Source organism: Ruegeria sp. BJ3 (genome assembly GCF_056535665.1).
In genome coordinates, this window is sequence record NZ_JBQFIT010000002.1 from 235,878 (window position 1) to 259,317 (window position 23,440).

The window sequence follows — 23,440 nt, forward strand, 5'->3', positions numbered from 1 at the left end:
GGGGGCCTGTCCCAACCCGCCCCGGCCTAACCCCTTGCGCAGCGGACAGCCCAAGCCGCCCCGGTATATCATTCCTGTAAGAGAGGATTTGATATGCCGAACCAGATTTCCGACAACCAACAAACGCTTGCGCCAAACCGCCCCTGGGACTGGGCGCGCATCAGCCGCACTGACATCCGGTCGCTGGGCTGGCGGCGCGTTCTCAAGGGCGGGCGGCTGACCGATGCGGGACGGCTGCCGCGATACGTTGCGTTGTTTCTTTTGGGGTCCAGCTGCATTTGGGCTCCGATCAGCGGGTATCTGGCAACCGCGCCGGTCAAATACGCATCCCACGCCTCGTTGATCCTGCCGGGATCGGGCGCGTCGGCCACGGTCAATCTGGCCAATATCGGGCAGGCCTCGTCCTACGCCAATTCGGCCTTTGCCAACGGGTCGATCAGCCCCACCGAAACCTACAAACGGCTGTTGTCGGCCGATCGCATTCTGGATGCGGCCGCACGCGCCGTCGAGGCCGAGCGCGATGCGTTCGGCAAGCCGCGCATCCGCCTGGTGGACCAGACCAGCCTTATCCATATCGAAATGGAGGCCACCAGCCCGGGGGATGCGCAACGCCACGGCGATGCCCTTGTCGCTGCATTCTTTGCCGAGATCGACGCCCTGCGCGCGGACGAGATCGCCACGCGCGAAGCCAGCAACAGCGGCGCAATCGACGAGTATCAGCGCTCGGTTCGTGAAACCCGCGCTGCGATCGAGCAATTGCAGCGGCAGAGTGGGCTGCTCTCGGCCGCCCAATACCGTGAGCAGGTGGCCGCCAATGACCGCGCGCGCCAGACGCTGCGGGCCGAAGAAAGCACGCTGGCCCGCCAGGCCGAGCGGGTCGCGGCTCTTGAGGTCGCGCTGGATCTGCCGCCGGATGCCGCCGCGGTGACGCTAAAGCTGTACGCCGACGCGCAATACATGTCGCTGCTCAAGGATGTCTCGGCCGGCGCGGCCAAGCTGGCGCAGGCCGATGCTAATTTCGGGCCGCGCCATCCGGTCTACCGCACAGCGCGGGATGAATATGAAGGCGCACGACAGGTTGCCGTCCAACGCGCGGCCGAGGTGACCGGCCTGTCGGTCGATCAGCTCTCGGGTCTGGACCGCGCCCCCGAGGGAGAGCGCGCGCAGTTGCTCAGCGAGCTTGTCCGCGAAAACGCCCTGCGCGCGGGGCAGGAGAAGCATGTAAAAACCCTTGCCGCACAGGTCGCGGCCGAAACTGCGCGCCTGTCCGCGCTGGCGCCGGTGGCCGCCGAACTCGAAGACCGTCAAAGGGATTTTGCCGTGGCCGAAGCCGTCTTTGCTTCGGCCATCGCCCGGTCGGAATCGAAAAAGACCGATGTCTATGCCTCGTACCCGCTGATCCAGGTGCTGGAAAATCCGTCGCTGCCGGAACGGCCGTCTTCACCCAACAAGAAGCTATCGATCGCGGCCGGGATTGCCGCCACATTGATGCTTTTGATCGGGCTGACGCTGGCATGGGTCCGCAACCCGCTGATCTCGCGGCTGCTGAAAGACACAGGCGAGAACAAGGCATGACCCAGGCCGAGCCGCAGAACCCGGCCGAGCGGCTTGTCTGGCGCGCGCTGGTCTGGACATGGCCGTTCTATGCCATCGGCGCGCTCTATGTCGTCGGGCCGGTACTGGGATGGTCCCTGGCGGGGTTGGCGGCGCTGGCCTTGTATCTGGGGCCGACGATCCGTCCGGACCTGCGGGCCACCGGGCCGGTTCCGGCGCTGGTTTGGCTATGGATGGCCGGCATGCTGTTGATGCTGTTTGCACTGTGGGCCGGCCATCTGGATTGGGGGCTGGGGCTGGGTAAAACCATCAAGTCTTCGATCGGCTGGGCCAAGGGCTGGGCGCTTATTCCATTGTTCATTCTGGCCGGGGCCGTGCTGCCGATCCGGCGCGAGGTTCTGGTGCGGGGCCAGTGCAGACTGGGGCTGTGGACCCTGTGCCTTGCGCCCCCGCTGTTGGCGGCACCTTATCTGGGCCTGCCCAGCCAGATCTTCACCTCACCGCTCAAGGCGGTAGGTGGGCCGGGGCCCGAGTATTTCTCAGTCTATCTCTACACGATCGATCCGGCCAGTTGGACGCCCCGGTGGCAGTTCTTCGCGCCCTGGTCGCCATTTGCCGCCCTGCTGGGGGTATGCATGGTCCTGTTCGCGCTCGAAGAGCGGCACCGGGGATGGATGGCCGTCGGTCTGAGCGCAGGCATTGTGATGATCCTGGCGTCGAAATCCCGCATGGGGCTGGTCGGGTTGGTGGCCTGCACGCTGGGGCCGCGCCTTTTGCCGTTGGTGGCGCGCAGCATCGGATGGTTTCTGGTGTCGGCCGTGGCAACGGCGTCCGCGGCGTGGGGAGCCGCCGCGATCGACCTGGTCAACCAGGCGCTGCAGAATTTCAAATCGGCCCGCGCCGACAGCACCCGTGTGCGCGAAACCCTGCAACGCATTGCCTATGAACGCTGGCAGTCCGACGCGATGCTTTTTGGTCACGGAACGGTTCAGCCCGGTGCGCATTTGGTCGAGTATATGCCCATCGGAAGCCACCATACCTGGTACGGCCTTCTGTTCGTCAAGGGCATCACCGGCTTCGTGGCGTTTCTTGTCCCCTTCGCCGTGCATTTCGGCGTGGTGATCACCGACGCGGTCCGCTCGGCGCGCGGCCGACTGCCGCTGGGCCTGCTGATGACCCTGCTGCTGCTGACCTTCGGCGAAAACATCGAGATCGAGGCCTATCTGCTCTGGCCCGCGCAGCTGATGCTGGGATGTCACCTGCGCGAAATGGCAGAGGCCAGGGCTCAGCCGAGCGCGTAACCGGCCCCGCGCACGGTGCGGATCGGGTCAACCCCTCCACGCACGGTCAGAGCTTTTCGCAAACGCCCGATATGCACATCGACGGTCCGGGTGTCCACGTAGATGTCGCGCCCCCAGACCCGGTCGAGCAATTGTTCGCGACTCCAGACCCGGCCCGGCTTTTCCATGAAGGTCGACAGCAGCCGGAACTCTGTCGGGCCCAGCTTGATGTCCTCGTCCGCGCGGGTCACGCGGTGCGTCTCGGCATCCAGGACGATGTCATCGTATTCCAACCGCTCGCCTACGGCTGCGGGGCGGGTCCGCCGGAACTGGGATTTGACTCGGGCCATCAGCTCGATCACCGAATAGGGCTTGGTGACATAGTCGTCGGCACCGGTTTCCAGCCCGCGCACCTTGTCGACCTCTTCGGATTTTGCCGAGAGCATGATCACCGGAATGGCACGGGTCGCGGCTGTCATCTTCAGCTGGCGGCAAATCTCGATCCCGGAAACGCCGGGCAGCATCCAGTCCAGCAGGATCAGATCGGGCGGAACTTCCTTGATCTGCAACAGCGCCTCGTCACCGGTTTCGGCCTGGCGCACGTCAAAGCCTTCGGCCTCGAGGTTGTAGCAGATGATCTCGCGCTGTGCGGGTTCATCTTCGACGACAAGGATCGATGGCGTTGGCATCACAGGACCTCGGTGGTTTCCGTCGGTGTCTTGTCGAGGCGCGGGCGGTCATCATCAGGCAACTGCCCACTGACAAGATAGATGGTCTGCTCGGCGATCCCGGTGGCATGATCACCGATCCGCTCGAGGTTCTTGGCCACGAAATGCAGATGCATGCCCGGGGTGATATTGCCTGGGTTCTCCATCATATGGGTCAGCAGAGCGCGAAACACGTTATTGTACATCGCATCCACATCGGCGTCACGTTCACGGATGGCCTGGGCCCTGTCCGCGTCCCGCTGGATGAAGCAATCCAGGGCATCCGCAATCATGCTCTGCACCAGCTGGGCCTGACGCGCGATGGCCGATTTGACTTCGTCCAAACTCGCGGAGTCCGCCAGGGTCACGGCCCGCTTGGCGATGTTTTTGGCATGGTCCCCACTGCGCTCGAGCTGGTTGGCGATGGTGAAGGTCGCCAGGACCACGCGCAGGTCGATGGCCGTAGGAGCGCGCCGTGCGATGATGTTGGCGCTGTCGTTCTTGACCATCTCTTCCAACTCGTCGATGGCGCGATCGGCCTTGACGGTGCGCGCGGCGAGTTCGACATCCTTGTCGCACAGTGCCCGGATCGCGTCCGACAGGCAGCTCTCGACCAAACCACCCATGCGCATCAGATGCGCCTGAACGGATTCGAGTTCCTGATCAAAAGATCGGACGATGTGCTTGTCCTTCATGGCGTCCTGGGTCATCCGATTCTCCCGGTGATGTAGGATTCCGTGCGCGGGTCTTCGGGATTGGTGAAGATGTGCCCCGTGTCCCCGTATTCCACCAAGCTGCCGAGGTGGAAGAACGCGGTTTTCTGGCTGACTCGAGCCGCCTGCTGCATCGAGTGCGTGACGATCACCACCGAGAAATTCAGCTTCAACTCGTCAATCAGTTCCTCGACCTGGGCGGTCGCGATCGGATCCAAAGCCGAGCACGGCTCGTCCATCAACAGGACCTCGGGCTCAGTGGCCACCGCGCGCGCGATGCAAAGGCGCTGCTGCTGACCACCGGACAAGCCGGTGCCGGGCTCGTGCAGGCGATCCTTCACCTCATCCCAGATGGCGCCACGGCGCAGGGATTTCTCAACGATCTCATCCAGATCGGCTTTTGTTCTGGCCAGTCCGTGGATCCGGGGACCATAGGCTACGTTGTCGTAGATCGACTTGGGGAACGGGTTCGGCTTTTGGAACACCATACCCACCTTGGCACGCAGCTGCACCGGGTCGATCCGTTTGTCGTAGATGTCTTCGTTGTCGATCCGGATGTCGCCTTCGACCCGGCAGACGTCAATCGTGTCGTTCATCCGGTTCAGGCAGCGCAGGAACGTGGACTTGCCGCATCCGGACGGGCCGATGAAAGCGGTTACCGTTTTGTCGAGAATGTCGACCGATACGTCCTTGATTGCCTGGTTGTCGCCATAAAAGACCTGGACGCCCTTCGCCTGAATTTTGATGGCGTCGACGGCGGTACTCGGCTCGATCTTGCTCATGTCGTTCATCATGATGACCCCTTTGCGCTTACCAGCTGCGCTCGAATTTGTTGCGAAGATAGATCGCGATTGCATTCATCGTGACCAGGAACCCCAGCAGCACCAGGATCGCGGCCGAGGTCCGGCTGACGAAGCCGCGCTCGGGGCTGTCAGCCCAGATGAAGATCTGCGTGGGTAGGGCGGTGGCACTGTCGAACGGGCCAGCCGGGGCCGAGGTGATGAACGCGTTCATCCCGATCAGCAGCAACGGAGCAGTTTCCCCCAAGGCCTGCGCCAGCCCGATGATCGTACCGGTCAGGATGCCGGGCATCGCCAGCGGCAGCACATGACCGAACACCACCTGGTGCTTGGACGCACCGATGCCCAGGGCCGCCTCGCGGATCGAGGGCGGCACGGCCTTCAGCGCCGCGCGGGTGGCGATGATGATCGTCGGCATGGTCATCAGCGCCAGCGTCATGCCACCCACGAACGGGGCCGAGCGCGGTAGCCCGAACCAGCCGATGAACACCGCCAGCGCCAACAGGCCGAAAACGACCGACGGCACCGCGGCCAGGTTGTTGATGTTGACCTCGATGAAGTCACTGACCTTGTTCTTGGGCGCGAATTCCTCAAGGTAGATCGCCGCGCCGATGCCCAGCGGGAAGGAAATCACGAAACACACGAACAGCGCCCAGAACGACCCGATCAGCGCACCCTTCAGGCCCGCCAATTCGGGGAACCGGCTGTCGGCATTGGTGACCAGGCCGGTGTTCAGCGGCTTGCTGATCACGCCTTCGGCCTTGAGCTGATCGAACCACGCAATCTCGGCATCGTTCAAGCGGCGGTTCTGTTCGGGCGTGTCGCGGTCGATGGTGCCCTTGTTCAGCTGGTCATACGGGTCAGATACCGGCACGGTCATCGTGATGGTCTGACCAATCAGCGCAGGGTCGGCCACCACCCGGTCGCGCAGATCAAACTGCGCTCCGTTGGACAGAATGCCTGACAGGGCCTTTCGGGTAGCCCGATCGCTGGTGTCCACCTCGGGCAGCAACTCGGACAGCGAGGCTTGCAACACGTCCTTGAAACCGCCCCGCGGCAGCTTTTCGGGCTCGATCTCCTCGGGGTCGACATAGACCTCGAGCGTGATCTTGGTCTGGGTGAACGCCTGGTATCCGGATGACACCAGCGAGGCCACCAGGATGAACAGCATCAGAAATGCAAACCCAATCGCGCCCAGGCCAAGGCCCTGCAGTATCTTCTGCTTGCGGTTGCGGCGGGCTAGGCCGGCGCGCACGGCGTCGGCGGTGTCTCCGCCTTTGGGCGAGTTGTTTTGTCCTGCAGTCAGGTCAGCCATGATTCTTGGCCTCAGTCATAGGCTTCGCGGTACTTGCGCACGATGCGCAGCGCGAAGACGTTGATGATCAGGGTGACGACGAACAGCATCATGCCCAAGGCAAAGGCTGCCAGCGTCTTGGGGTTGTCGAACGAGGTGTCGCCGATCAGAAGCGTGACGATCTGCACGGTCACCGTGGTCACGCTGTCCAGCGGGTTGATGGTCAGCGAGGCGATCAGGCCCGCCGCCATCACAACGATCATGGTTTCCCCGATCGCGCGGCTGACGGCCAACAGGATGCCACCGACGATGCCGGGAATGGCGGCGGGGAACAGCACGTTCAGAACCGTCTCGGCCCGTGTCGCACCCAGCGCCAGTGCTCCGTCACGCAGAGATTTCGGCACGGCTGACAGGGCGTCGTCGGTAAAGGACGAGATAAACGGGATCAGCATGATGCCCATCACGCTGCCTGCGGCCAGCGCCGTGTTGGGCGAAACCGGAATGCCCAGTGAGGCTCCGAAACTGCGCATGGCCGGGGCCACGACCAGGATCGCGAAAAAGCCATAGACCACGGTCGGCACGCCGGCCAGAATCTCCAGCACTGGCTTGGCCACCGCCCGCAAGCGGTCGGGCGCGAATTCGTTCAGGTAGATGGCCGACAGCAGGCCCACCGGCACCGCCAGGAACAACGCGACCACGGTAATGACGATCGTGCCGAGGATGACCGGAAGCCAGCCAAAGGCACCTTCGGCCGCAATCTGGTCCTCGCGCAGAGGAATCTGCGGTTCCCAGTTCAGCCCGAAGAAGAACTCGGTGATTGGCACCATCTCGAAAAAGCGGATGGATTCGAACAGCAGCGCGGCAATGATGCCGACGGTCGTAAAGATGGCGACGGTCGAGCAGAAAATCATTAGGCCGGAAACGATGCGTTCCACACTGTGGCGGGCGCGGAATTCGACGCCGACACGCGACCGGGCAAATGCCACGATGGCCAGTGACAGAATGACAACGATCGACAGCAGAACCCATCCCGACATCTGATGCAGTTCAAGATACCGCTGGGCTGCGTCCGTCTTCCACTGTTCCGGCTCGCCGAAAATCTGACCGCGCGAGATCGACTTGATCTCGGCCAGCACCAGCTGGCGCCCGCCAGTTTCCAATCCGTCAAGGCTGCCGGCAGGCAGGCCCGACATGACCACATGGTCGATCACCGGCCCCTGCAAGATCAGCCAAAGTACGATCAGCACAAAGACTGGAACCAGCGTGGACAGAAAAGAAAACAGCCCGTGATAGCCGGGCAGGGAGTGCAGGGACGTCCCATCTGCGCGCAGACCGGCCGCAGCCCGTCTGTTCAGCAAATATCCAAGGATACTGACGCCCAACAGCGCCGCAAACACGAAAGTAGTCATCTGCCCCCCAGGCACAAAAATGGGCTGCCCGGTTTCGCGGCCGGACAGCCCTGTGAATTGCAAATCTTACGACTTGGGTTCCATGTTCTGGCCGTCCAGAATTGCGTCCTGCAGCTCTTCACGGCGCTCGTCGGACAGGCCAACCAGACCACGTTCGGCCAGGTAGCCGTCGGATGCCAAAGCATCATCCGACATGTATTCTGCCAGGAACTCGTCCAGGTTCGGGATCACGCCGCGATGCGCATTCTTTACATAGAAGTACAGCGGGCGGGACACCGGATAGGATTTGTCGGCGATGGTGTCGGCATTCGGCTCGACGCCTTCGATCGTGACCGGCTTCAGCTTGTCCAGGTTCTCGTACAGGAACGAGTAGCCGAAGATGCCCACGGCGTTCGGGTCCGCCTCAAGGCGCTGAACGATCAGGTTGTCATTCTCGCCCGCTTCGACGAAGGGTCCGTCGGTACGCATGCGCGAGCAGTTTTCCTTGACCCATTTCTTGTCGAAGTCACCGCTCTTGACGAAGTCCAGCTCTTTGCAGCCTTCATGCATGGCCAGCTCGACGAACGCGTCGCGGGTGCCCGAGGTCGGCGGCGGGCCATAGGCCAGGATTTCCACGGCCGGCAGGTCGGGGTTGATTTCGTTCCAGGTCTTGTACGGGTTGTCCTTCCACTCGCCATCAACCGGCACCTGGGCGCCGAGAGCCATGTAGATGTCGGCCAGCGACAGGTCCCAATCCTGTTCATTGCTGCGCGAGATGGCGATCGACAGGCCGTCGAAACCGATCAGGGCTTCCGAGATGTCTGTGACGCCGTTCTTTTGGCACAGCTCGTATTCCGAAGCCTTCATGGCACGCGATGCGCCGGTGATGTCGGCGGTGTTTTCACCGATGCCTTCGCAGAAGATTTTCATGCCGCCGCCGGTACCGGTCGATTCGACGATGGGCGAAGCTGCGCCCGTGTTGTTGGCGAACTGCTCGGCCACGGCTTGGGTGTACGGGAATACGGTCGACGATCCGACGATACGGATGGCGTCGCGCGCCGAGGCAGCGGACGCGGCGATCGCGGTGATTGCCAGAACCGAAGCGGTCAGTTTGATGGTGGTCATGGTCACTCCTGAGAATCAGCTTTGGCCGCCCCCTGCGGCCTTGATGAGTGCAGTAGTCCGGGCGTGCGAAGCTTATGTAACGCTTCCGTAACAGTTTTATGACAACCCACCCGAGGCGGCTCAGAAATTCGTCTTATCCAGATGCGTGGCTTTCGGCAGCCGTTTGTGCACGACCTCAAAACACCAGTTGCGACAAGGTTTTGCATCAAACGAACAAGTGAATGGACTCGGGGTCTGTTTCAGGGAATCGTTTAGTCCGATCTTTTTTCTTGCTGCCACGGCAAGGCGACTGGAGGTGCAGACATGCTGACCAGAAGACATTTTGTTGCGACTTCGCTTGCTGTTTTCTCGCAACCGATTCTCGGCGCGACATCGGCCGAAGCGTCGACCGCATCTCAATGGGCGGCTTGGGACAGGCAGGTGACGCCGGCCAACTATGACCCGGCCACCTCGAACCCTTGGGGGTTGAATCCCCGGTTTCTGCCGCAACGGGTCGAAACCAATCGGTCGCTGGTGCCCGGTGACATTCACGTGGATGCGGTCGCGCGCTACCTGTATTTCATCGAAGAGGGCGGAACCGCGATGCGATACGGCGTGGCGATCGCCCGTGGCAATCTCTACGAACCCGGGACCTATACCATCCGGCGCAAGGCCAAATGGCCGCGTTGGACCCCAACCGCGGACATGATCAAACGTGATCCGCAAGACTATGCGCAGTTTGCCGACGGAATGCCCGGCGGACCCAACAACCCCTTGGGCGCACGCGCTTTCTACCTGTTTCAGGGCAATCGCGACACATATCTGCGCATCCACGGAACACCCTATTCCCGGTCTATCGGCGGGCGGGCAAGCTCAGGGTGTGTGCGCATGGTCATGGCCCATATCATAGGCCTGTATGACCGGGTGCAGCCGGGTGCGACGGCTCATCTATACCCACCCGAAAGATTTGCGACTGCCAGCAGCTGATCCGTCACGCCCGGGCACAGATCGGGCGGCCATCGGCGGTTCTCAGCGGTAGGTATGTCGTTTCGACCGGACCCACGTAACGGTACCAGTAACAACCGTCTTCGGGCATGATCCGAACGGCGGTCAGGTCCTGCCCCGGAGCAGCGATTTCGACCACGCCCTCGGGCACTTTGGCAAGATCACCGGGGGCTTTGTCGCCGGACATCGACGTGGTCTCGGTGCAGGCGGCAATCAGGGACAGCGCGCATAGCCCAATCAATGCTTTCCTCGTTGTCATGCCGCACCTTTCCGATTCCCAAGTGATTCTCTTTGCGTGATACCCTCGCATCCAAGCGATTCCGCTTCAATTCACCAAGGATCCGTCGCCATCCATCGTTGCCCTGTTGCCGACGGAGCACAGCCGCAACTGCTCTTGCCCTGACGGGATGGTTTGCTTGGTGTGCAGGGATATTCCGCAGAGGGCCTTGACCTTCCACTTGCTGGAACCCTTATGTACAGGGTCGACCGGATAATCGTGGTGACGACATGGCCAATATTTCAAATGCCAAATTTCAGGTTCAGGGGATGAGTTGCGCGTCTTGCGTGGCCCGGGTTGAGCGTGCGCTCAGCGCGGTTCCGGGCGTCGACTTGGCTGCAGTAAACCTGGCGAATGAGAGCGTCCAGGTGGATTTCCATGCTCCGGCTGATGTCAAATCCATCGCACAGGCGATGGAGGCGGCGGGCTATCCAGCCGTAACCGAGACCGTCACGCTCAACATCCAGGGCATGAGCTGTGCTTCATGCGTCGGCCGGGTCGAGAAGGCTTTGCTTGCCGGGCAGGGGGTGCTGGCGACGTCGGTCAACCTCGCCTCGGAAAGCGCGACCGTCCAGTTTGCAGCGGGCGCCACGACACCCGAAGCGATTGCTGCATTGGCCAACGCGGCCGGGTACCCGGCGACGCCGCGCAACTCGGCTCAGGCAGCGGCGCAGGATCGCAAAGCTGACGAAATCCGCAAACTGGCACTGCGAACGGGGTTTGCGGCAATCCTGGCTTTGCCGGTTTTCATCCTTGAAATGGGCGCGCACGTCATTCCCGGCATGCATCACCTGATTGCAAGCACCATCGGCCTGCAAGCCAGCCACTACATTCAGTTCGTCTTGACGACACTGGTCCTGTTCGGGCCCGGTCTTCAATTCTACACCAAGGGCTTTCCAGCACTTGCCAAGGGTGCGCCAGACATGAATTCGCTGGTCGCTTTGGGCACGTCGGCGGCCTATGGGTTCTCGCTGATCTCGACCTTTGCGCCCGAAATCCTTCCGACCGGCACGGCCAATGTCTATTACGAGGCGGCCGCGGTCATCGTGGTTCTGATCCTGCTGGGCCGCTTTCTTGAAGCACGCGCCAAAGGCCGAACCGGCGAGGCGATCCGCAAGCTGGTCGGCCTGCAGGCCAAAACCGCGCGGGTCGAACGGGAGAACCGCATCGTCGAACTGCCCATCGATCAGATCGCAGTGGGCGATCTGGTTCATGTGCGTCCCGGTGAAAAGATCCCGGTCGATGGTTCAGTGCTGAGCGGCAGTTCGTATGTCGACGAAAGCATGATCACGGGTGAGCCCGTTCCGGTCGAAAAATCCTCTGACGCAACCGTCGTAGGCGGCACCGTGAACGGTACCGGAGCGTTGACCGTCCGCGCCGAAAAGATCGGAGCGGATACGATGCTGGCGCAGATCATTCAGATGGTCGAACAGGCTCAGGGCGCGAAACTGCCCATTCAGGGCATGGTTGACCGCATCACCCTTTGGTTTGTGCCCGCGGTGATTGCGGTTGCGATCGTGACGGTCCTTGTTTGGTTGCTGTTCGGACCGGACCCGGCGCTCAGCATGGCTCTGGTTGCCGGGGTCGCGGTGCTGATCATTGCCTGCCCATGCGCAATGGGTCTGGCTACGCCGACATCGATCATGGTGGGCACGGGGCGCGCTGCGGAGATGGGCGTTCTGTTCCGCAAGGGCGACGCGCTGCAGATGTTGCAGGAAACCACTGTTGTAGCGGTGGACAAGACCGGCACCCTGACCGAAGGCCGCCCGGAACTGACTGATCTTGTGGTCGCCCAAGGGCTGGATGAGGACACCGTCCTGCGTCTGGTCGCAGCCGTCGAAGCCACTTCGGAACATCCAATCGCCACCGCCATCGTACGCGCGGCCGAGACACGCGGCCTGGATCTACCGAAACCCGAGGATTTCAAGTCGATTACCGGCTATGGGGTTCAAGCGGCTGTCGAAGGGCACAGCATTCTCATCGGTGCCGATCGTCTGATGGAGCGCGAAGGCATCGACATCAGCGCGCTTTCAGATCACGGCGCGTCGTTGGCCGCCAAAGGCAGAACACCGCTCTACGCCGCAATCGACGGAACCGCTGCCGCCGCAATCGCGGTGGCCGACCCGATCAAGCCCAGCACACCGGAGGCCATCGAAGCCTTGCACGCGCTGGGGCTCAAAGTGGCGATGATCACGGGCGACAACAGGGCGACGGCCGATGCCATCGCGGCACAGCTTGGGATCGACACCGTGGTCGCCGAAGTCCTGCCCGAAGGCAAAGTCGCTGCACTGGATAACCTGCGGGTGAACGGCGGCAAATTGGCCTTTGTCGGTGATGGGATCAACGATGCTCCGGCGCTGGCGGCCGCGGATGTCGGAATTGCCATCGGCACCGGGACCGACGTCGCGATCGAGGCCGCAGACGTGGTGCTGATGTCGGGCGATCTGATCGGCGTGGTCAACGCCTTCGACATCAGCCAGCGCACCATGCGCAATATCCGGCAGAACCTGTTCTGGGCCTTTGGCTACAACACGCTGCTGATCCCGGTGGCCGCGGGAGTTCTCTATCCCTTTGGCGGACCCTTGCTGTCCCCGGTTTTGGCGGCTGGCGCCATGGCGCTGTCCAGCGTGTTTGTCTTGTCAAACGCATTGCGGCTGCGTTGGGTCAAGGCGGCCCAGCCGCCGAGCGGATCCGACCGCAAACCGCAGACCATTGCACACGCACCCACACCCGCCGAATAGGAAAGGAGCCGCCATGAACATCGGGGACGTCGCCGAACGCTCGGGTTTGCCGGCCAAGACCATCCGGTATTATGAGGATATCGGTTTCATCAAACCCAGACGCTCGACCAATGGATACCGCCATTTCGACGAGAAAGAACTGCACAAGCTGGCGTTCATCGGTCGCGCGCGGTCGCTGGGGTTCACCATCGAAGACTGCCGCTCGCTTCTGGCGCTGTACGAGGACAAGCACCGCGCCAGCGCGGACGTCAAGCGGATCGCCAAACAGAACCTCGAAGAGATCGATGCCAAGATCGAAGGTTTGAAAGCCATGCGCGAAACACTGTCGCACCTGATCCAGGAATGCGCCGGAGATGACCGCCCGGATTGTCCGATCCTCAAGGATCTGGGTCGCGACTGACAGGATAGACCCGAGGCACCTTCGGGCGCTTTCCCTTGATCGCGACCACGGTTCTGTCCTAGGCCATGCGGCAGGTGCACAGGACGCGTTGTTACGAACGTATCGTCTAGGCCGGGCGAAAGACGGCAGAACCGTAATGATCTACGAGGGCTTTGGGCCACCCATGCAAGCAGCCACATGACAATCACTGACTGGACCCAGCGGTTCCACGGAACCAGCCACCTGCCCGATGCGGTACGCGCCCGGTTGCGCGCGGCCGCGCGGATCGTGAAGTTCCCGAACGGGGCCCAGGTGTTCGGGCCCGACAATGTGCCGGACAGCCTCATGTTTCTGTACGAAGGCCGGATCCGCGTTTCACAAAGCTCGGATACGGGGCGCGAAATCGTCTTGTATCGGGTCGAAGCCGGCGAAAGCTGCGTGCTGACCACGGCATGTATGCTGGCCGAAGAGGCCTATAACGCCGAAGGCATTGCTGAAACAGATGTCACCGCGATCGTCCTGCCCAAGCCCGCCTTCGACCGCCTTGCCGCGGAAGAGGACGCGTTTCGCGATTTCGTGTTCCAGGCCTATTCCCGCCGATTGATCGACCTTCTGCGTGTGGTCGATGACGTCGCCTTCGGCCGGATCGATGTCCGGCTGGCGGAACGTCTGCTTGCATTGGCCGATGCCGCGAACGAGGTGCAGGCCACACATCAACAACTGGCCAGCGAACTGGGAACCGCGCGTGAAGTTGTCTCGCGGGTGCTCCACGACTTCCAGAAACGCGAGTTGGTTTCGCAATCCCGGGGCAAGATAACGCTCACCGACACAACGGCTTTGCAGGCTTTGGCCCACAGCACCTGATTTTTCGGGAATCTTCTCGGCTTTCGTGACATTGTCACTGAAGAGACGCTCCTGGCGTCATATATGCCATTCAGAAACCTGAATATGGAGGGCGATATGACCAACAACGTCGGAACGATCGACCGCACGCTGCGCGCAGCTCTTGGGTTGGTCCTGCTGTACCTGGCACTCTTCAGCGGGCCGGCCCTGTTCGCCGCACCCCTTTTCAAATATGGCGCTGTGATCGTCGGCATCATCATGCTGTTGACCGCGACCATGAAATTCTGCCCAGTGTACACGCTTTTGGGCATCAAAACCTGCAGGACCAGATAATATGGAAACCGTATTCACGCCTTTTGCATCCTTTGGCGGCGGCCTGCTGATAGGCTTGGGCGCAGTGTTGTTGATGTTGGGCCTCGGCCGCATCATGGGTGCCACCGGGATCATGTCCGGTCTGGTCTTTCCTGACAGCGGGTCCGAGTTTTCCTGGCGTCTGGCGCTTGTTGCCGGAATGATCGTTGCGCCGGGTCTGATCTACGTGCTGACCGGCTCCACGCCGGCCATCGAGGTACCGATCAGCCCGCTGATGATCGTGGTCGGCGGAGTCATCGTCGGCCTGGGCGCCAGCCTCGGCTCGGGGTGCACCTCGGGTCACGGCGTATGCGGCCTGTCGCGGTTGTCGACCCGGTCCCTGGTTGCCGTTCCGACCTTCATGGTAACTGCCGCCATCACGGTTTTCGTGATCCGCCACGTATTCGGAGGGTGAGGCAATGAAACTGTTCCATACGTTCCTGACCGGCCTTGTCTTCGGCACAGGCATCGCGATCTCGGGCATGATGAACCCGGCCAAGGTGTTGAACTTCTTCGATCTGGCCGGAACCTGGGACCCCAGCCTCGCCTTCGTTATGGGCGGTGCGCTGGTGGTGACATTCATCGGCTATCGCCTGGTATGGCGACGCGCCGCGCCGCTTTATGCGGACCGGTTCCAGATTCCGGGCGCAAAGCACATCGACATGAAGCTTGTCGGCGGCTCAGCCTTGTTTGGCGTGGGCTGGGGCATCGCAGGATTCTGCCCGGGCGCGGCAATTCCGGCCCTGGGCACCGGACGGTGGGAGGTTCTGCTGTTTCTGGGCGCGGTCGCCGCCGGGCTGGCGTTGGCGCGCATTCTGCAAGGGCAACCATTGATTACACGTTCGGCCAAGGCCTGAGCGTCAGAGAGGAGGCACGATCATGACCGACCAAAAGGCAATCGACACCCACAACCAGAAAATGGCTGACGCAATCGCGACACCGATTTCCGCGTATCCGGTGGATCTGAGCGTCAAACCCAAGGTTCAGGGCTTCTACGACGAGGCCACGGCGACGATCAGCTATATCGTTTCGGACCCGACATCCAACGCTTGCGCGATCATCGACAGCGTGATGGACATCGACTATGCCGCTGGCCGGATCACATTCGAACATGCCGACCTGCTGATCGCCGAGATCGAAAAGCAGGGCCTGAAACTGGAGTGGATCATCGAGACCCACGCCCATGCCGATCACCTGTCGGCGGCGCCCTACATCCAGCAGAAGCTGGGCGGCAAGATCGGCATTGGCGAGAACATCAAGATCGTGCAGGAGGTCTTCGGCAAGATCTTCAACGAAGGCACCGAGTTCCAGCGTGACGGCAGCCAGTTCGATGCACTGTTCACCGATGGCATGACCTACAAGATCGGCAACATGACCGCCTTCACCATGCACACACCGGGCCATACACCGGCCTGCATGGTGCATGTGATGGGCGATGCGGCGTTTGTGGGTGACACGCTGTTCATGCCCGATGGTGGTTCGGCCCGAGCCGACTTTCCGGGCGGAGATGCGGGAACGCTTTATGACTCGATCCAGAAGGTGCTGAGCCTGCCGGACGAAACCCGCCTGTTCATGTGCCACGATTACGGCCCCAACGGCCGCGACATTCGCTGGGAAACCACGGTGGCCGAGGAAAAGGCGCACAACATTCACGTGGGCGGCGGCAAGTCGCGGGACGAGTTCATCAAGATGCGCACCGAGCGTGACGCGACGCTGGCGATGCCGACCCTGATCATCCCGTCGATCCAGGTCAATATCCGGGCGGGTGACATCCCGACCGACAAGGACGGCAACCAGATGCTCAAGGTTCCGGTCAACAAGATCTGACCGCAGGAGACAACAATGGAAATCCGAAAGATTTCGGGCGCACTCTCGGTGTCGCCACAGGTAACGCTTGCCGATATCCCGGCGATCAAGGCCGCGGGCTTCCGCGCCATCATCTGCAATCGCCCCGACGGTGAAGGGTCCGACCAACCGACATTCGGGGAAATCGAGGCCGCTGCAGAAAAGCTTGGCATCGAAGCCCGGTACGTTCCCGTCCAGACTGGCCTGGTTCGGGATGAGGACGCGCAGGCCTTCGGTCAAGCCCTGACCGAACTGCCAGGTCCGATCCTGGCCTATTGCCGGACGGGCACGCGCTCGGCCACGCTTTGGTCGCTGCACGAGGCCGCGCAGGGCCGAGCCTTGCCTGACATCCTGACCTCAACCAAGGCTGCCGGATATGACATGAGCGGCGTGGCCCGCCGCATCGCCAATGGCGGCAAAACGCCCACCGACACCGGCGACGCGTCCTTTGACGTGGTGATTGTGGGCGGCGGGGCAGGGGGCATCGCCACCGCTGCCAGCCTGCATGCGCGCAAATCCGACCTGTCGATCGCCATCATCGACCCGTCGGACGTGCACTATTATCAACCCGGCTGGACCCTAGTGGGCGGCGGCGTGTTCACCCCGGAACAGACGGCCAAGACCATGGGCGCGCTGATCCCGCGCGGGGTCAAATGGATCAAGGCCGCCGTGGCCGCGTTCGAGCCACAGAACAACGCTGTCATTCTGGATGGTTGCCGGGTGGTCAAATACGACCGTCTGGTGGTGACCCCTGGGCTCAAGCTGGACTGGGGCGCGGTCGAAGGGCTCGAGGAAACTCTGGGCCGCAACGGGGTGACCTCGAACTATCGCTATGATCTGGCGCCTTATACTTGGCAGCTGGTCGAGGGTCTGAAAGCGGGCCGGGCGCTGTTCACCCAGCCGCCGATGCCGATCAAATGTGCCGGCGCGCCGCAAAAGGCGATGTACCTGTCGGGCGATGCGTGGGTCCGGCGCGGAGTTCTCCAGGACATCGACATCCAGTTCATGAACGCGGGCGGGGTGCTGTTCGGGGTCAAGGACTATGTCCCGGCGCTGATGGACTACGTCAAGAAATACGACGCCGCGCTGAATTTCTTCCACAATCTGGTGGCGGTGGACGGAACGGCGAAGACCGCCACGTTCAAGGTGGCCAAGCCCGACGAGCAGCCCGAGCAGGTGACGGTCGAGTTCGACATGATGCATGTCTGCCCGCCGCAGGTGGCGCCAGACTTCATCCGGGTGTCGCCGCTGGCGGATGCGGCAGGTTGGGTCGATGTGGATCAGACGACGCTGCGCCACAAGAGCTTCGACAACATCTGGTCGCTGGGCGACGTGATGAACGCGCCGAACGCGAAAACCGCGGCGGCGGCGCGTAAGCAGGCGCCAGTGGTGGCCGACAACATCGTGGCCGATATCCAAGGCCGCGCCCCGGTGGCGGCCTATGACGGCTATGGCTCGTGCCCGTTGACGGTAGAGCGCGGCAAGATCGTGCTGGCCGAGTTCGGCTATGGCGGCGTCCTGAAGCCCAGCTTCCCGAAACTCCTGATCGACGGGACCAAACCCAGCCGCGCGGCCTGGTTCCTGAAGGAAAAGCTGCTACCGCCGGTCTATTGGTCAGCGATGCTGAAGGGCAAGGAATGGATGGCCAAGCCCGAGCCGCTGAAGGTGGCGGCCGAATAGGTCGCTAGGGCTTCTTGCCCTGCGCCATCCAACACCCGCCCTGCGCCCTCTTGAACGTGGAACCGATGCACAACCTGTTGCGATACTTGCCAATTCTGGATTGGGGCCGCCGGTACGACCGGGAGGCGCTGTCGAACGACCTGATCGCGGCGGTGATCGTGACGATCATGCTGATCCCGCAATCGCTGGCTTATGCGCTGCTGGCGGGGCTGCCGCCCGAGGCGGGGATCTATGCCTCGATCGTGCCGATCATCCTCTATGCGATCTTCGGCACCAGCCGGGCGCTGGCGGTGGGTCCGGTGGCGGTGGTGTCGCTGCTGACGGCAAGCGCGGTGGGGCAGGTGGCTGAACAGGGCACCGCCGGATATGCGGTGGCGGCGCTGACACTGGCCTTTCTGTCGGGCGGGTTCCTGGTGTTGCTGGGTGTGTTCCGGCTGGGCTTTCTGGCCAACTTCCTGTCTCATCCGGTGATCGCGGGTTTCATCACCGCCTCGGGCATTCTGATCGCCACCAGCCAGTTGAAACACATCCTGGGGGTCAGCGCGCATGGCCATACCCTGCCCGAGATGCTGGGCTCTATCTTGGCGCATCTGGACCAGACCAGCGGGATTACGGTGGTGATCGGCGCACTGGCCACGGCCTTCCTGTTCTGGGTGCGCAAGAACCTCAAACCCGCGCTGCGGCGCATGGGCGTACCGCCGCTTTTGGCCGATTTGCTGACCAAGGCCGGGCCTGTGGTGGCGGTAGTGGCAACCACGATGGCGGTCTGGGCCTTCGGGCTGGACGCGCGCGGCGTCAAGATCGTGGGCGAGGTGCCCCAAAGCCTGCCTCCGCTGACCCTGCCGGGGCTGTCCTCGGACCTGATCGGCGCGCTGCTGGTGCCCGCCATCCTGATCTCGATCATCGGCTTCGTCGAAAGCATCTCGGTCGCGCAGACGCTGGCGGCCAAGAAACGTCAGCGCGTCGATCCCGACCAGGAACTGATCGGCCTGGGCGCGGCCAATCTGGGCGCCGCCTTCACCGGGGGCTTTCCGGTCACCGGCGGATTCTCGCGCTCGGTGGTGAACTTCGACGCGGGCGCCGAGACCCCGGCGGCCGGTGCCTTCACCGCCGTTGGGCTGGCGGTTGCCGCACTCTTCCTGACCCCGCTTGTCTATTTCTTGCCCAAGGCGACGCTGGCCGCGACGATCATCGTGGCGGTGCTTAGCCTGGTGGATTTTTCAATCCTCAAAAAGACCTGGGGCTATTCACGGGCCGATTTCACCGCCGTCGCCGCTACAATCGTCCTGACCCTGATGGCCGGCGTCGAAGCGGGTGTTGCCAGCGGCGTGGCAATCTCGATCCTTCTGCATCTTTACAAGACTTCACGTCCACATGTGGCCGAACTGGGGCTGGTGCCGGGCACTCAACACTTCCGCAACATCCTGCGCCACAAGGTCCAGACCGACCCCACGCTGGTCACGCTGCGGGTGGATGAAAGCCTGTACTTCGTGAATGCCCGCTTCCTCGAGGACCTGATCCAGTCGCGCGTGACCGAGGGCTGCGAGATCCGCAACGTGGTGCTGATGTTCTCGGCGGTGAACGAGGTCGACTTCTCGGCGCTCGAAAGCCTTGAGGCGATCAACCACCGCCTGCGCGACATGGGTGTCGGGCTGCACCTGAGCGAGGTCAAAGGCCCGGTCATGGACCGTCTGAAGCAGTCGCATTTCCTCGACGAACTGAACGGGCAGGTGTTCCTGTCGCAATATGACGCTTGGCAAAGACTGACCGCGCCTGACCGGATCACGTGGGCCGCGGAATGAGTTCTGATCCCTGAGCCGCGTAATCATGATTATGTAAATTTTACTCCTCACGCTTGATTGACGAATTGCAACCACGCATGATCCGTCAATGGGGTTCACGGTCAAAACATGGCTGAACGATCTTGGTCTGGGCCAATACGCAGAGACCTTTGCGGAGAATGACGTTGATGCACGCGTATTGCCTCTGCTGACCAATGACGATCTCCGAGAGCTTGGAGTCAGCCTCGGGCATCGCAAGGTCATTCTGGCTGCCGCCCGCGTCCTGTCTGATGAACACGCGCCCGAGCAACCCACATCTGACATCGCAGCGGCCGCAGCCGAAATACGGCCCGACACGGATGGGCAACCGTCGCGCGCTCCGGCCGAGCGGCGCCATCTGACGGTCTTTTTTGCCGACCTCGTCGGCTCGACCGAATTGACCAACCGGATCGACCCCGAAGACATGCGGATCCTGTTGCAGAGATACCAGGATTCCGTCGCAGGTGCTGTCAGCCGGTATGGAGGATATGTCGCAAAATACCTTGGCGACGGGCTGCTGGTCTTTTTCGGGTGGCCCCGCGCCTATGAGGATCACGCCATTCGGGCCGTCAAAGCCGGTCTCGAAGCCGTGCGAAGGGTCCGGCAGATGACGACGCCCGACGGAACCCCGCTCGCCGTCCGCATCGGCATCGCCAGCGGTGACGTGGTTGTCGGTGACGCGATCGGTGAAAACTCGTTCGAAGAAGGCGCCATGACCGGGCCGGTGTTGAACTTGGCCGCCAGGTTGCAGGAAAAAGCCCCGGCAAACGCCGTCGTCATGCCCCATGCAGACCTGACAGGGTCGTTGGATGGCGTGTTCGAGGTTTCATCCTTGGGCCGCGTGCCTCTGAAAGGCTTCGATGCCGCGCACGACCTGGTTCAGGTCATGGCTGAACGCAACGCCGAAAGCCGGTTCCACGCGGTTCGCGGGGATGGTGCCCACGGATTCCTGATCGGCCGTAGTTTTGAAAAGGGCATCCTTCTGCAATCCTGGAAACACGCGCAGGACGGCAAAGGCGAGGTGGTCCTGCTGTCAGGTGAAGCGGGAATCGGCAAGTCGCGCCTGATCGAGGAGTTTCTGCAGGACGAAAGCGTGGTCCATCAGGCCGACATCATCAGACTGAACTGCTCACCCTACCTGACCAGCAGTCCGTTTCACCCGGTTGCCGAACGGATCTCGCAGGATGCGGGCGTCGACCCGGATTTTGACGACGACAGGGTGCAGGAGAGTGTTCACGACATGCTGGCCCAACGGCAGGGACTGGATCTGGACCTAGTTCTTCCTGCCTTCGCCGCCTTGGTCGCCCCGCGAAGCACCTTGGCCCAGCAGGTCCTGCAACTGTCGCCCCAGGAACAGCGAGACCTGACGATCCAAGCGCTGATCACCACGGTAAAGGCCCGGGCCGTCCAACGTCCGGTCATCCTGTTTGTCGAGGACGCCCATTGGATCGACGCCTCGACCCACGCGCTGCTGGACCGTTTCAAAGCGTTGTGCGTCGACCTTCCCCTTCTGATCGTGATCACGCATCGCCCCGGCTGGGAAATGCAGAAGACCGAAGGGGACAGCCATGTCCAAACCCTGCATCTGGGGCGGCTTGATGCCGAGCAGGTCGCCCATCTGGTGCAACGTGTCTCGGGCCGCGATCCGGATCCGGAATTGGTCGACCTGATTGTCGACAAAACCGACGGCGTGCCCCTTTTTGTCGAGGAACTGACCCGCGCGATACACGAAACCGGCGGGGTAGGTGTGAACGTGCCCTCGTCCCTCAGCGGAGCATTGATGGCCCGGTTGGACGCCGTATCGCCCGACGCCAAGCAAACGGCTCTTGCCGCGTCCGTTATCGGTCGCGAGTTCGAACCGGCTCTGCTTGCCGCGTCGATGCCGGAAGCCCCGGCAGAGCTCGACACTTGTCTGGCTGAGCTATGTCGTGCTGGTCTGGTCTTTGAAAGCGGACACCACAAAGGGCACTATGTATTCCGCCATGCGTTGATAAGGGACACCGCCTATCAGTCCATGCTCAGTAGCACGCGCAAGGCCCAACACGCCAATGTCGCCCGCGCGCTGATGCAGTTGCGGTCGGCCGAGATTGAACGGCGCCCCGAGTTGGCCGCCCGGCACCTGACCGAGGCCGAAGACTGGGCTGCCGCCTATGACCGATGGCGCGCTGCGACGGAAATGGCCCTGTCACGGTCGGCCAGCCAGGAGGCCCTGGCCAATGCGACGGAAACCCTGAAAGCCGCGCAAAAACTCGGCGACGAAAAAAGCCCTCAGACGATCGTTGGAAACCTGCTGCTTGGGCGCAGCTATGACAGCGCAGGCAGGTTGCCGGAAGGAATCGCCAAACTGAAGGAAGCTTCGGACGCGGCCCGGCACTCAGGCCGGACGGACCTTGCTGCCGACGCGGCACATCACTTCGCCGATTCATGCATGATGGCCGGTCAACGGCACGGCCAGGCGATCAGCCTTTGCCTTGAGGCATTAGACAACCTGCCGCCAACAGATGAAGTTCGGCGGTGTCGTCTGATGGCCCAGATCGCCCGCGCCTACATGTTCATCGGCGACTTTTCCGAGGGCGCCAAATATGGCCAGCTATGCATGGAACTGGCCGCCCGGCTGGGGGATCACAAATCCCAGTTCGCCGTCATGATGACCCGCTTCGGCGCTCCCTTCGTGGCGCGACAGGGCGAAGATCGGCGGAACTGGCGCAAGAACCTCGAATCCATGCACGAAGTTGCGGAAAAGCTTGGAAACATCGATCAGGGTCGCGACCGTACCCTGAGCCTGTTTGTCGGTGCCGAAATGGCGGACCGCCAGTTGGTCGACACCTCGTTGAAACTGCTGACCGAGATTTCGGACAAGGACAACCACCGACAGCTGTATTGGGTCCAGATCCACGCCCGTGCAATGGTGGCCATCCTGAATGGTGATTTCGAACGCGCCGAGACCTATGCAGACGAAGCGGTCAAAATTGGGCGTCAGACACACGGCGCCCATGTCGAGGGTGTCTACGGCGTTCAGATGTTCACCATCCGGCGCGAGCAGGCCCGGCTGCATGAGGTGGCCCCTGTGATCAAACGGCTCATGTCCGACAGCCCCGGCGAAACCAGCTGGAAACCCGGATTCGGCCTGATAGCCGCCGAACTGGGGTTTCGCGAGCCCGCCGAGCGAATTCTCAATGAGATCGCGGACACCGGTTTTGACCTGCCTCAGGACGCGATGTACTCGACCACCCTGTCCTATCTGGCGGATATCTGCGTGGCAGTCGAGAACACGCACCATGCCCAAACGCTGATCGACAAGCTGCTGCCCTATAGGGACCTGACGATCACGGCCGGCGCGACAACCGTCTGCACCGGATCCGCGGCCCGGCGGCTGGGAGCTCTGTCCGCCGTGTTGGGTGATTGGGACACCGCCGACGAGCTGTTCGAAACCGCGATCCAAGTGGACACAGCGATGGCCGCTCCGCCGTGGATCGCCCACAGCCAAGCCGCGCGCGCCTGGGCTCTTCGCCGTCGCGGTCGCGCTCAGGATCTGCGCTCGGCCCTGTCGCTTGAGGCCGAAGCGTTGGCAACTGCCCGGGAATTGGGTATGGTTTCCCTTAGGTCAAAACTTGAAGGATCCGCGTCTTAGACTCCGAGCACATGCGCAGGGGGGTGCA

The 23,440-nt window shown here is 62.2% G+C and carries 20 protein-coding genes; 13 read left to right on the plus strand and 7 right to left on the minus strand.

The window, feature by feature from the left end:
* Positions 1 to 93 precede the first annotated feature (93 nt).
* Both ACR3EL_RS18495 and ACR3EL_RS18500 read left to right on the plus strand, forming a co-directional pair.
* Positions 94 to 1,575 carry a GumC family protein gene (locus ACR3EL_RS18495; protein WP_170369273.1) on the plus strand — a complete coding sequence of 494 codons (1,482 nt, stop codon included), beginning with the start codon at positions 94 to 96 and terminating at the stop codon, positions 1,573 to 1,575.
* The gene (locus tag ACR3EL_RS18500) at positions 1,572 to 2,855 is read left to right on the plus strand and encodes an O-antigen ligase domain-containing protein (RefSeq protein WP_170341576.1); all 1,284 of its coding nucleotides are present in this window, start codon (positions 1,572 to 1,574) and stop codon (positions 2,853 to 2,855) included. The genes ACR3EL_RS18495 and ACR3EL_RS18500 overlap by 4 nt, the downstream gene beginning before the upstream one ends.
* Here ACR3EL_RS18500 and phoB read toward each other — a convergent pair.
* The 6 genes from phoB to ACR3EL_RS18530 form a co-directional block, all read right to left on the minus strand.
* The gene (gene phoB, locus ACR3EL_RS18505; protein WP_170341577.1) at positions 2,840 to 3,523 is read right to left on the minus strand and encodes a phosphate regulon transcriptional regulator PhoB; all 684 of its coding nucleotides are present in this window, start codon (positions 3,521 to 3,523) and stop codon (positions 2,840 to 2,842) included. The genes ACR3EL_RS18500 and phoB overlap by 16 nt on opposite strands.
* Positions 3,523 to 4,251 carry a phosphate signaling complex protein PhoU gene (gene phoU / locus ACR3EL_RS18510; RefSeq protein ID WP_254432954.1) on the minus strand — a complete coding sequence of 243 codons (729 nt, stop codon included), beginning with the start codon at positions 4,249 to 4,251 and terminating at the stop codon, positions 3,523 to 3,525. Before phoU ends, phoB begins: the two co-directional genes overlap by 1 nt.
* Positions 4,248 to 5,045 carry a phosphate ABC transporter ATP-binding protein PstB gene (pstB, locus tag ACR3EL_RS18515; protein WP_093963750.1) on the minus strand — a complete coding sequence of 266 codons (798 nt, stop codon included), beginning with the start codon at positions 5,043 to 5,045 and terminating at the stop codon, positions 4,248 to 4,250. The genes phoU and pstB overlap by 4 nt, the downstream gene beginning before the upstream one ends.
* Before the next feature lie 19 nt (positions 5,046 to 5,064).
* A complete protein-coding gene (gene pstA, locus ACR3EL_RS18520) occupies positions 5,065 to 6,369 on the minus strand; it encodes a phosphate ABC transporter permease PstA (RefSeq protein ID WP_170341579.1) in 1,305 nt (434 codons plus the stop codon).
* Positions 6,370 to 6,380: 11 nt separating this feature from the next.
* Positions 6,381 to 7,757 carry a phosphate ABC transporter permease subunit PstC gene (pstC, locus tag ACR3EL_RS18525; RefSeq protein ID WP_254437823.1) on the minus strand — a complete coding sequence of 459 codons (1,377 nt, stop codon included), beginning with the start codon at positions 7,755 to 7,757 and terminating at the stop codon, positions 6,381 to 6,383.
* 66 nt (positions 7,758 to 7,823) lie between these two features.
* Positions 7,824 to 8,861: a substrate-binding domain-containing protein gene (locus tag ACR3EL_RS18530; protein WP_170341583.1), complete on the minus strand. Its 1,038-nt coding sequence runs from the start codon at positions 8,859 to 8,861 to the stop codon at positions 7,824 to 7,826.
* A gap of 303 nt (positions 8,862 to 9,164) precedes the next feature.
* Here ACR3EL_RS18530 and ACR3EL_RS18535 point away from each other — a divergent pair, with 303 nt between their 5' ends.
* Entirely contained in the window at positions 9,165 to 9,827 is a 663-nt protein-coding gene (locus tag ACR3EL_RS18535; RefSeq protein ID WP_093963303.1) for a L,D-transpeptidase, read from the plus strand.
* Between the two features lie 4 nt (positions 9,828 to 9,831).
* Here the strand turns inward: ACR3EL_RS18535 and ACR3EL_RS18540 are convergent, their stop codons facing one another.
* Entirely contained in the window at positions 9,832 to 10,104 is a 273-nt protein-coding gene (locus tag ACR3EL_RS18540) for a hypothetical protein (protein WP_170341585.1), read from the minus strand.
* 248 nt (positions 10,105 to 10,352) lie between these two features.
* On the opposite strand from ACR3EL_RS18540, the gene ACR3EL_RS18545 reads away from it, so the two are divergent.
* From ACR3EL_RS18545 to ACR3EL_RS18590, 10 genes are all read left to right on the plus strand, one after another.
* Complete coding sequence (locus ACR3EL_RS18545) at positions 10,353 to 12,863, plus strand: heavy metal translocating P-type ATPase (protein ID WP_480722558.1); 2,511 nt, start codon at positions 10,353 to 10,355, stop codon at positions 12,861 to 12,863.
* 13 nt (positions 12,864 to 12,876) lie between these two features.
* On the plus strand, positions 12,877 to 13,263 hold the full coding sequence (cueR, locus tag ACR3EL_RS18550) for a Cu(I)-responsive transcriptional regulator (protein WP_093963300.1): 387 nt from the start codon (positions 12,877 to 12,879) through the stop codon (positions 13,261 to 13,263).
* Positions 13,264 to 13,440: 177 nt separating this feature from the next.
* Entirely contained in the window at positions 13,441 to 14,106 is a 666-nt protein-coding gene (locus ACR3EL_RS18555) for a Crp/Fnr family transcriptional regulator (RefSeq protein WP_170441228.1), read from the plus strand.
* Between the two features lie 96 nt (positions 14,107 to 14,202).
* The gene (locus ACR3EL_RS18560; RefSeq protein WP_480722561.1) at positions 14,203 to 14,418 is read left to right on the plus strand and encodes a YgaP family membrane protein; all 216 of its coding nucleotides are present in this window, start codon (positions 14,203 to 14,205) and stop codon (positions 14,416 to 14,418) included.
* A 1-nt stretch (position 14,419) separates the two neighbouring features.
* On the plus strand, positions 14,420 to 14,851 hold the full coding sequence (locus ACR3EL_RS18565; protein ID WP_480722564.1) for a YeeE/YedE family protein: 432 nt from the start codon (positions 14,420 to 14,422) through the stop codon (positions 14,849 to 14,851).
* Between the two features lie 4 nt (positions 14,852 to 14,855).
* Positions 14,856 to 15,293 carry a DUF6691 family protein gene (locus tag ACR3EL_RS18570; protein ID WP_093963297.1) on the plus strand — a complete coding sequence of 146 codons (438 nt, stop codon included), beginning with the start codon at positions 14,856 to 14,858 and terminating at the stop codon, positions 15,291 to 15,293.
* An 85-nt stretch (positions 15,294 to 15,378) separates the two neighbouring features.
* Entirely contained in the window at positions 15,379 to 16,263 is an 885-nt protein-coding gene (locus ACR3EL_RS18575; RefSeq protein WP_170341794.1) for an MBL fold metallo-hydrolase, read from the plus strand.
* A 15-nt stretch (positions 16,264 to 16,278) separates the two neighbouring features.
* Positions 16,279 to 17,961, plus strand: coding sequence for a bifunctional protein tyrosine phosphatase family protein/NAD(P)/FAD-dependent oxidoreductase (locus tag ACR3EL_RS18580; protein WP_170341596.1), 1,683 nt, complete (start codon positions 16,279 to 16,281; stop codon positions 17,959 to 17,961).
* Positions 17,962 to 18,026: 65 nt separating this feature from the next.
* Positions 18,027 to 19,763 (plus strand): SulP family inorganic anion transporter, encoded by a 1,737-nt coding sequence (locus tag ACR3EL_RS18585; protein WP_170341597.1) that lies wholly within the window; start codon positions 18,027 to 18,029, stop codon positions 19,761 to 19,763.
* Positions 19,764 to 19,851: 88 nt separating this feature from the next.
* Positions 19,852 to 23,412 (plus strand): AAA family ATPase, encoded by a 3,561-nt coding sequence (locus ACR3EL_RS18590; protein ID WP_170341599.1) that lies wholly within the window; start codon positions 19,852 to 19,854, stop codon positions 23,410 to 23,412.
* Positions 23,413 to 23,440 lie beyond the last annotated feature (28 nt).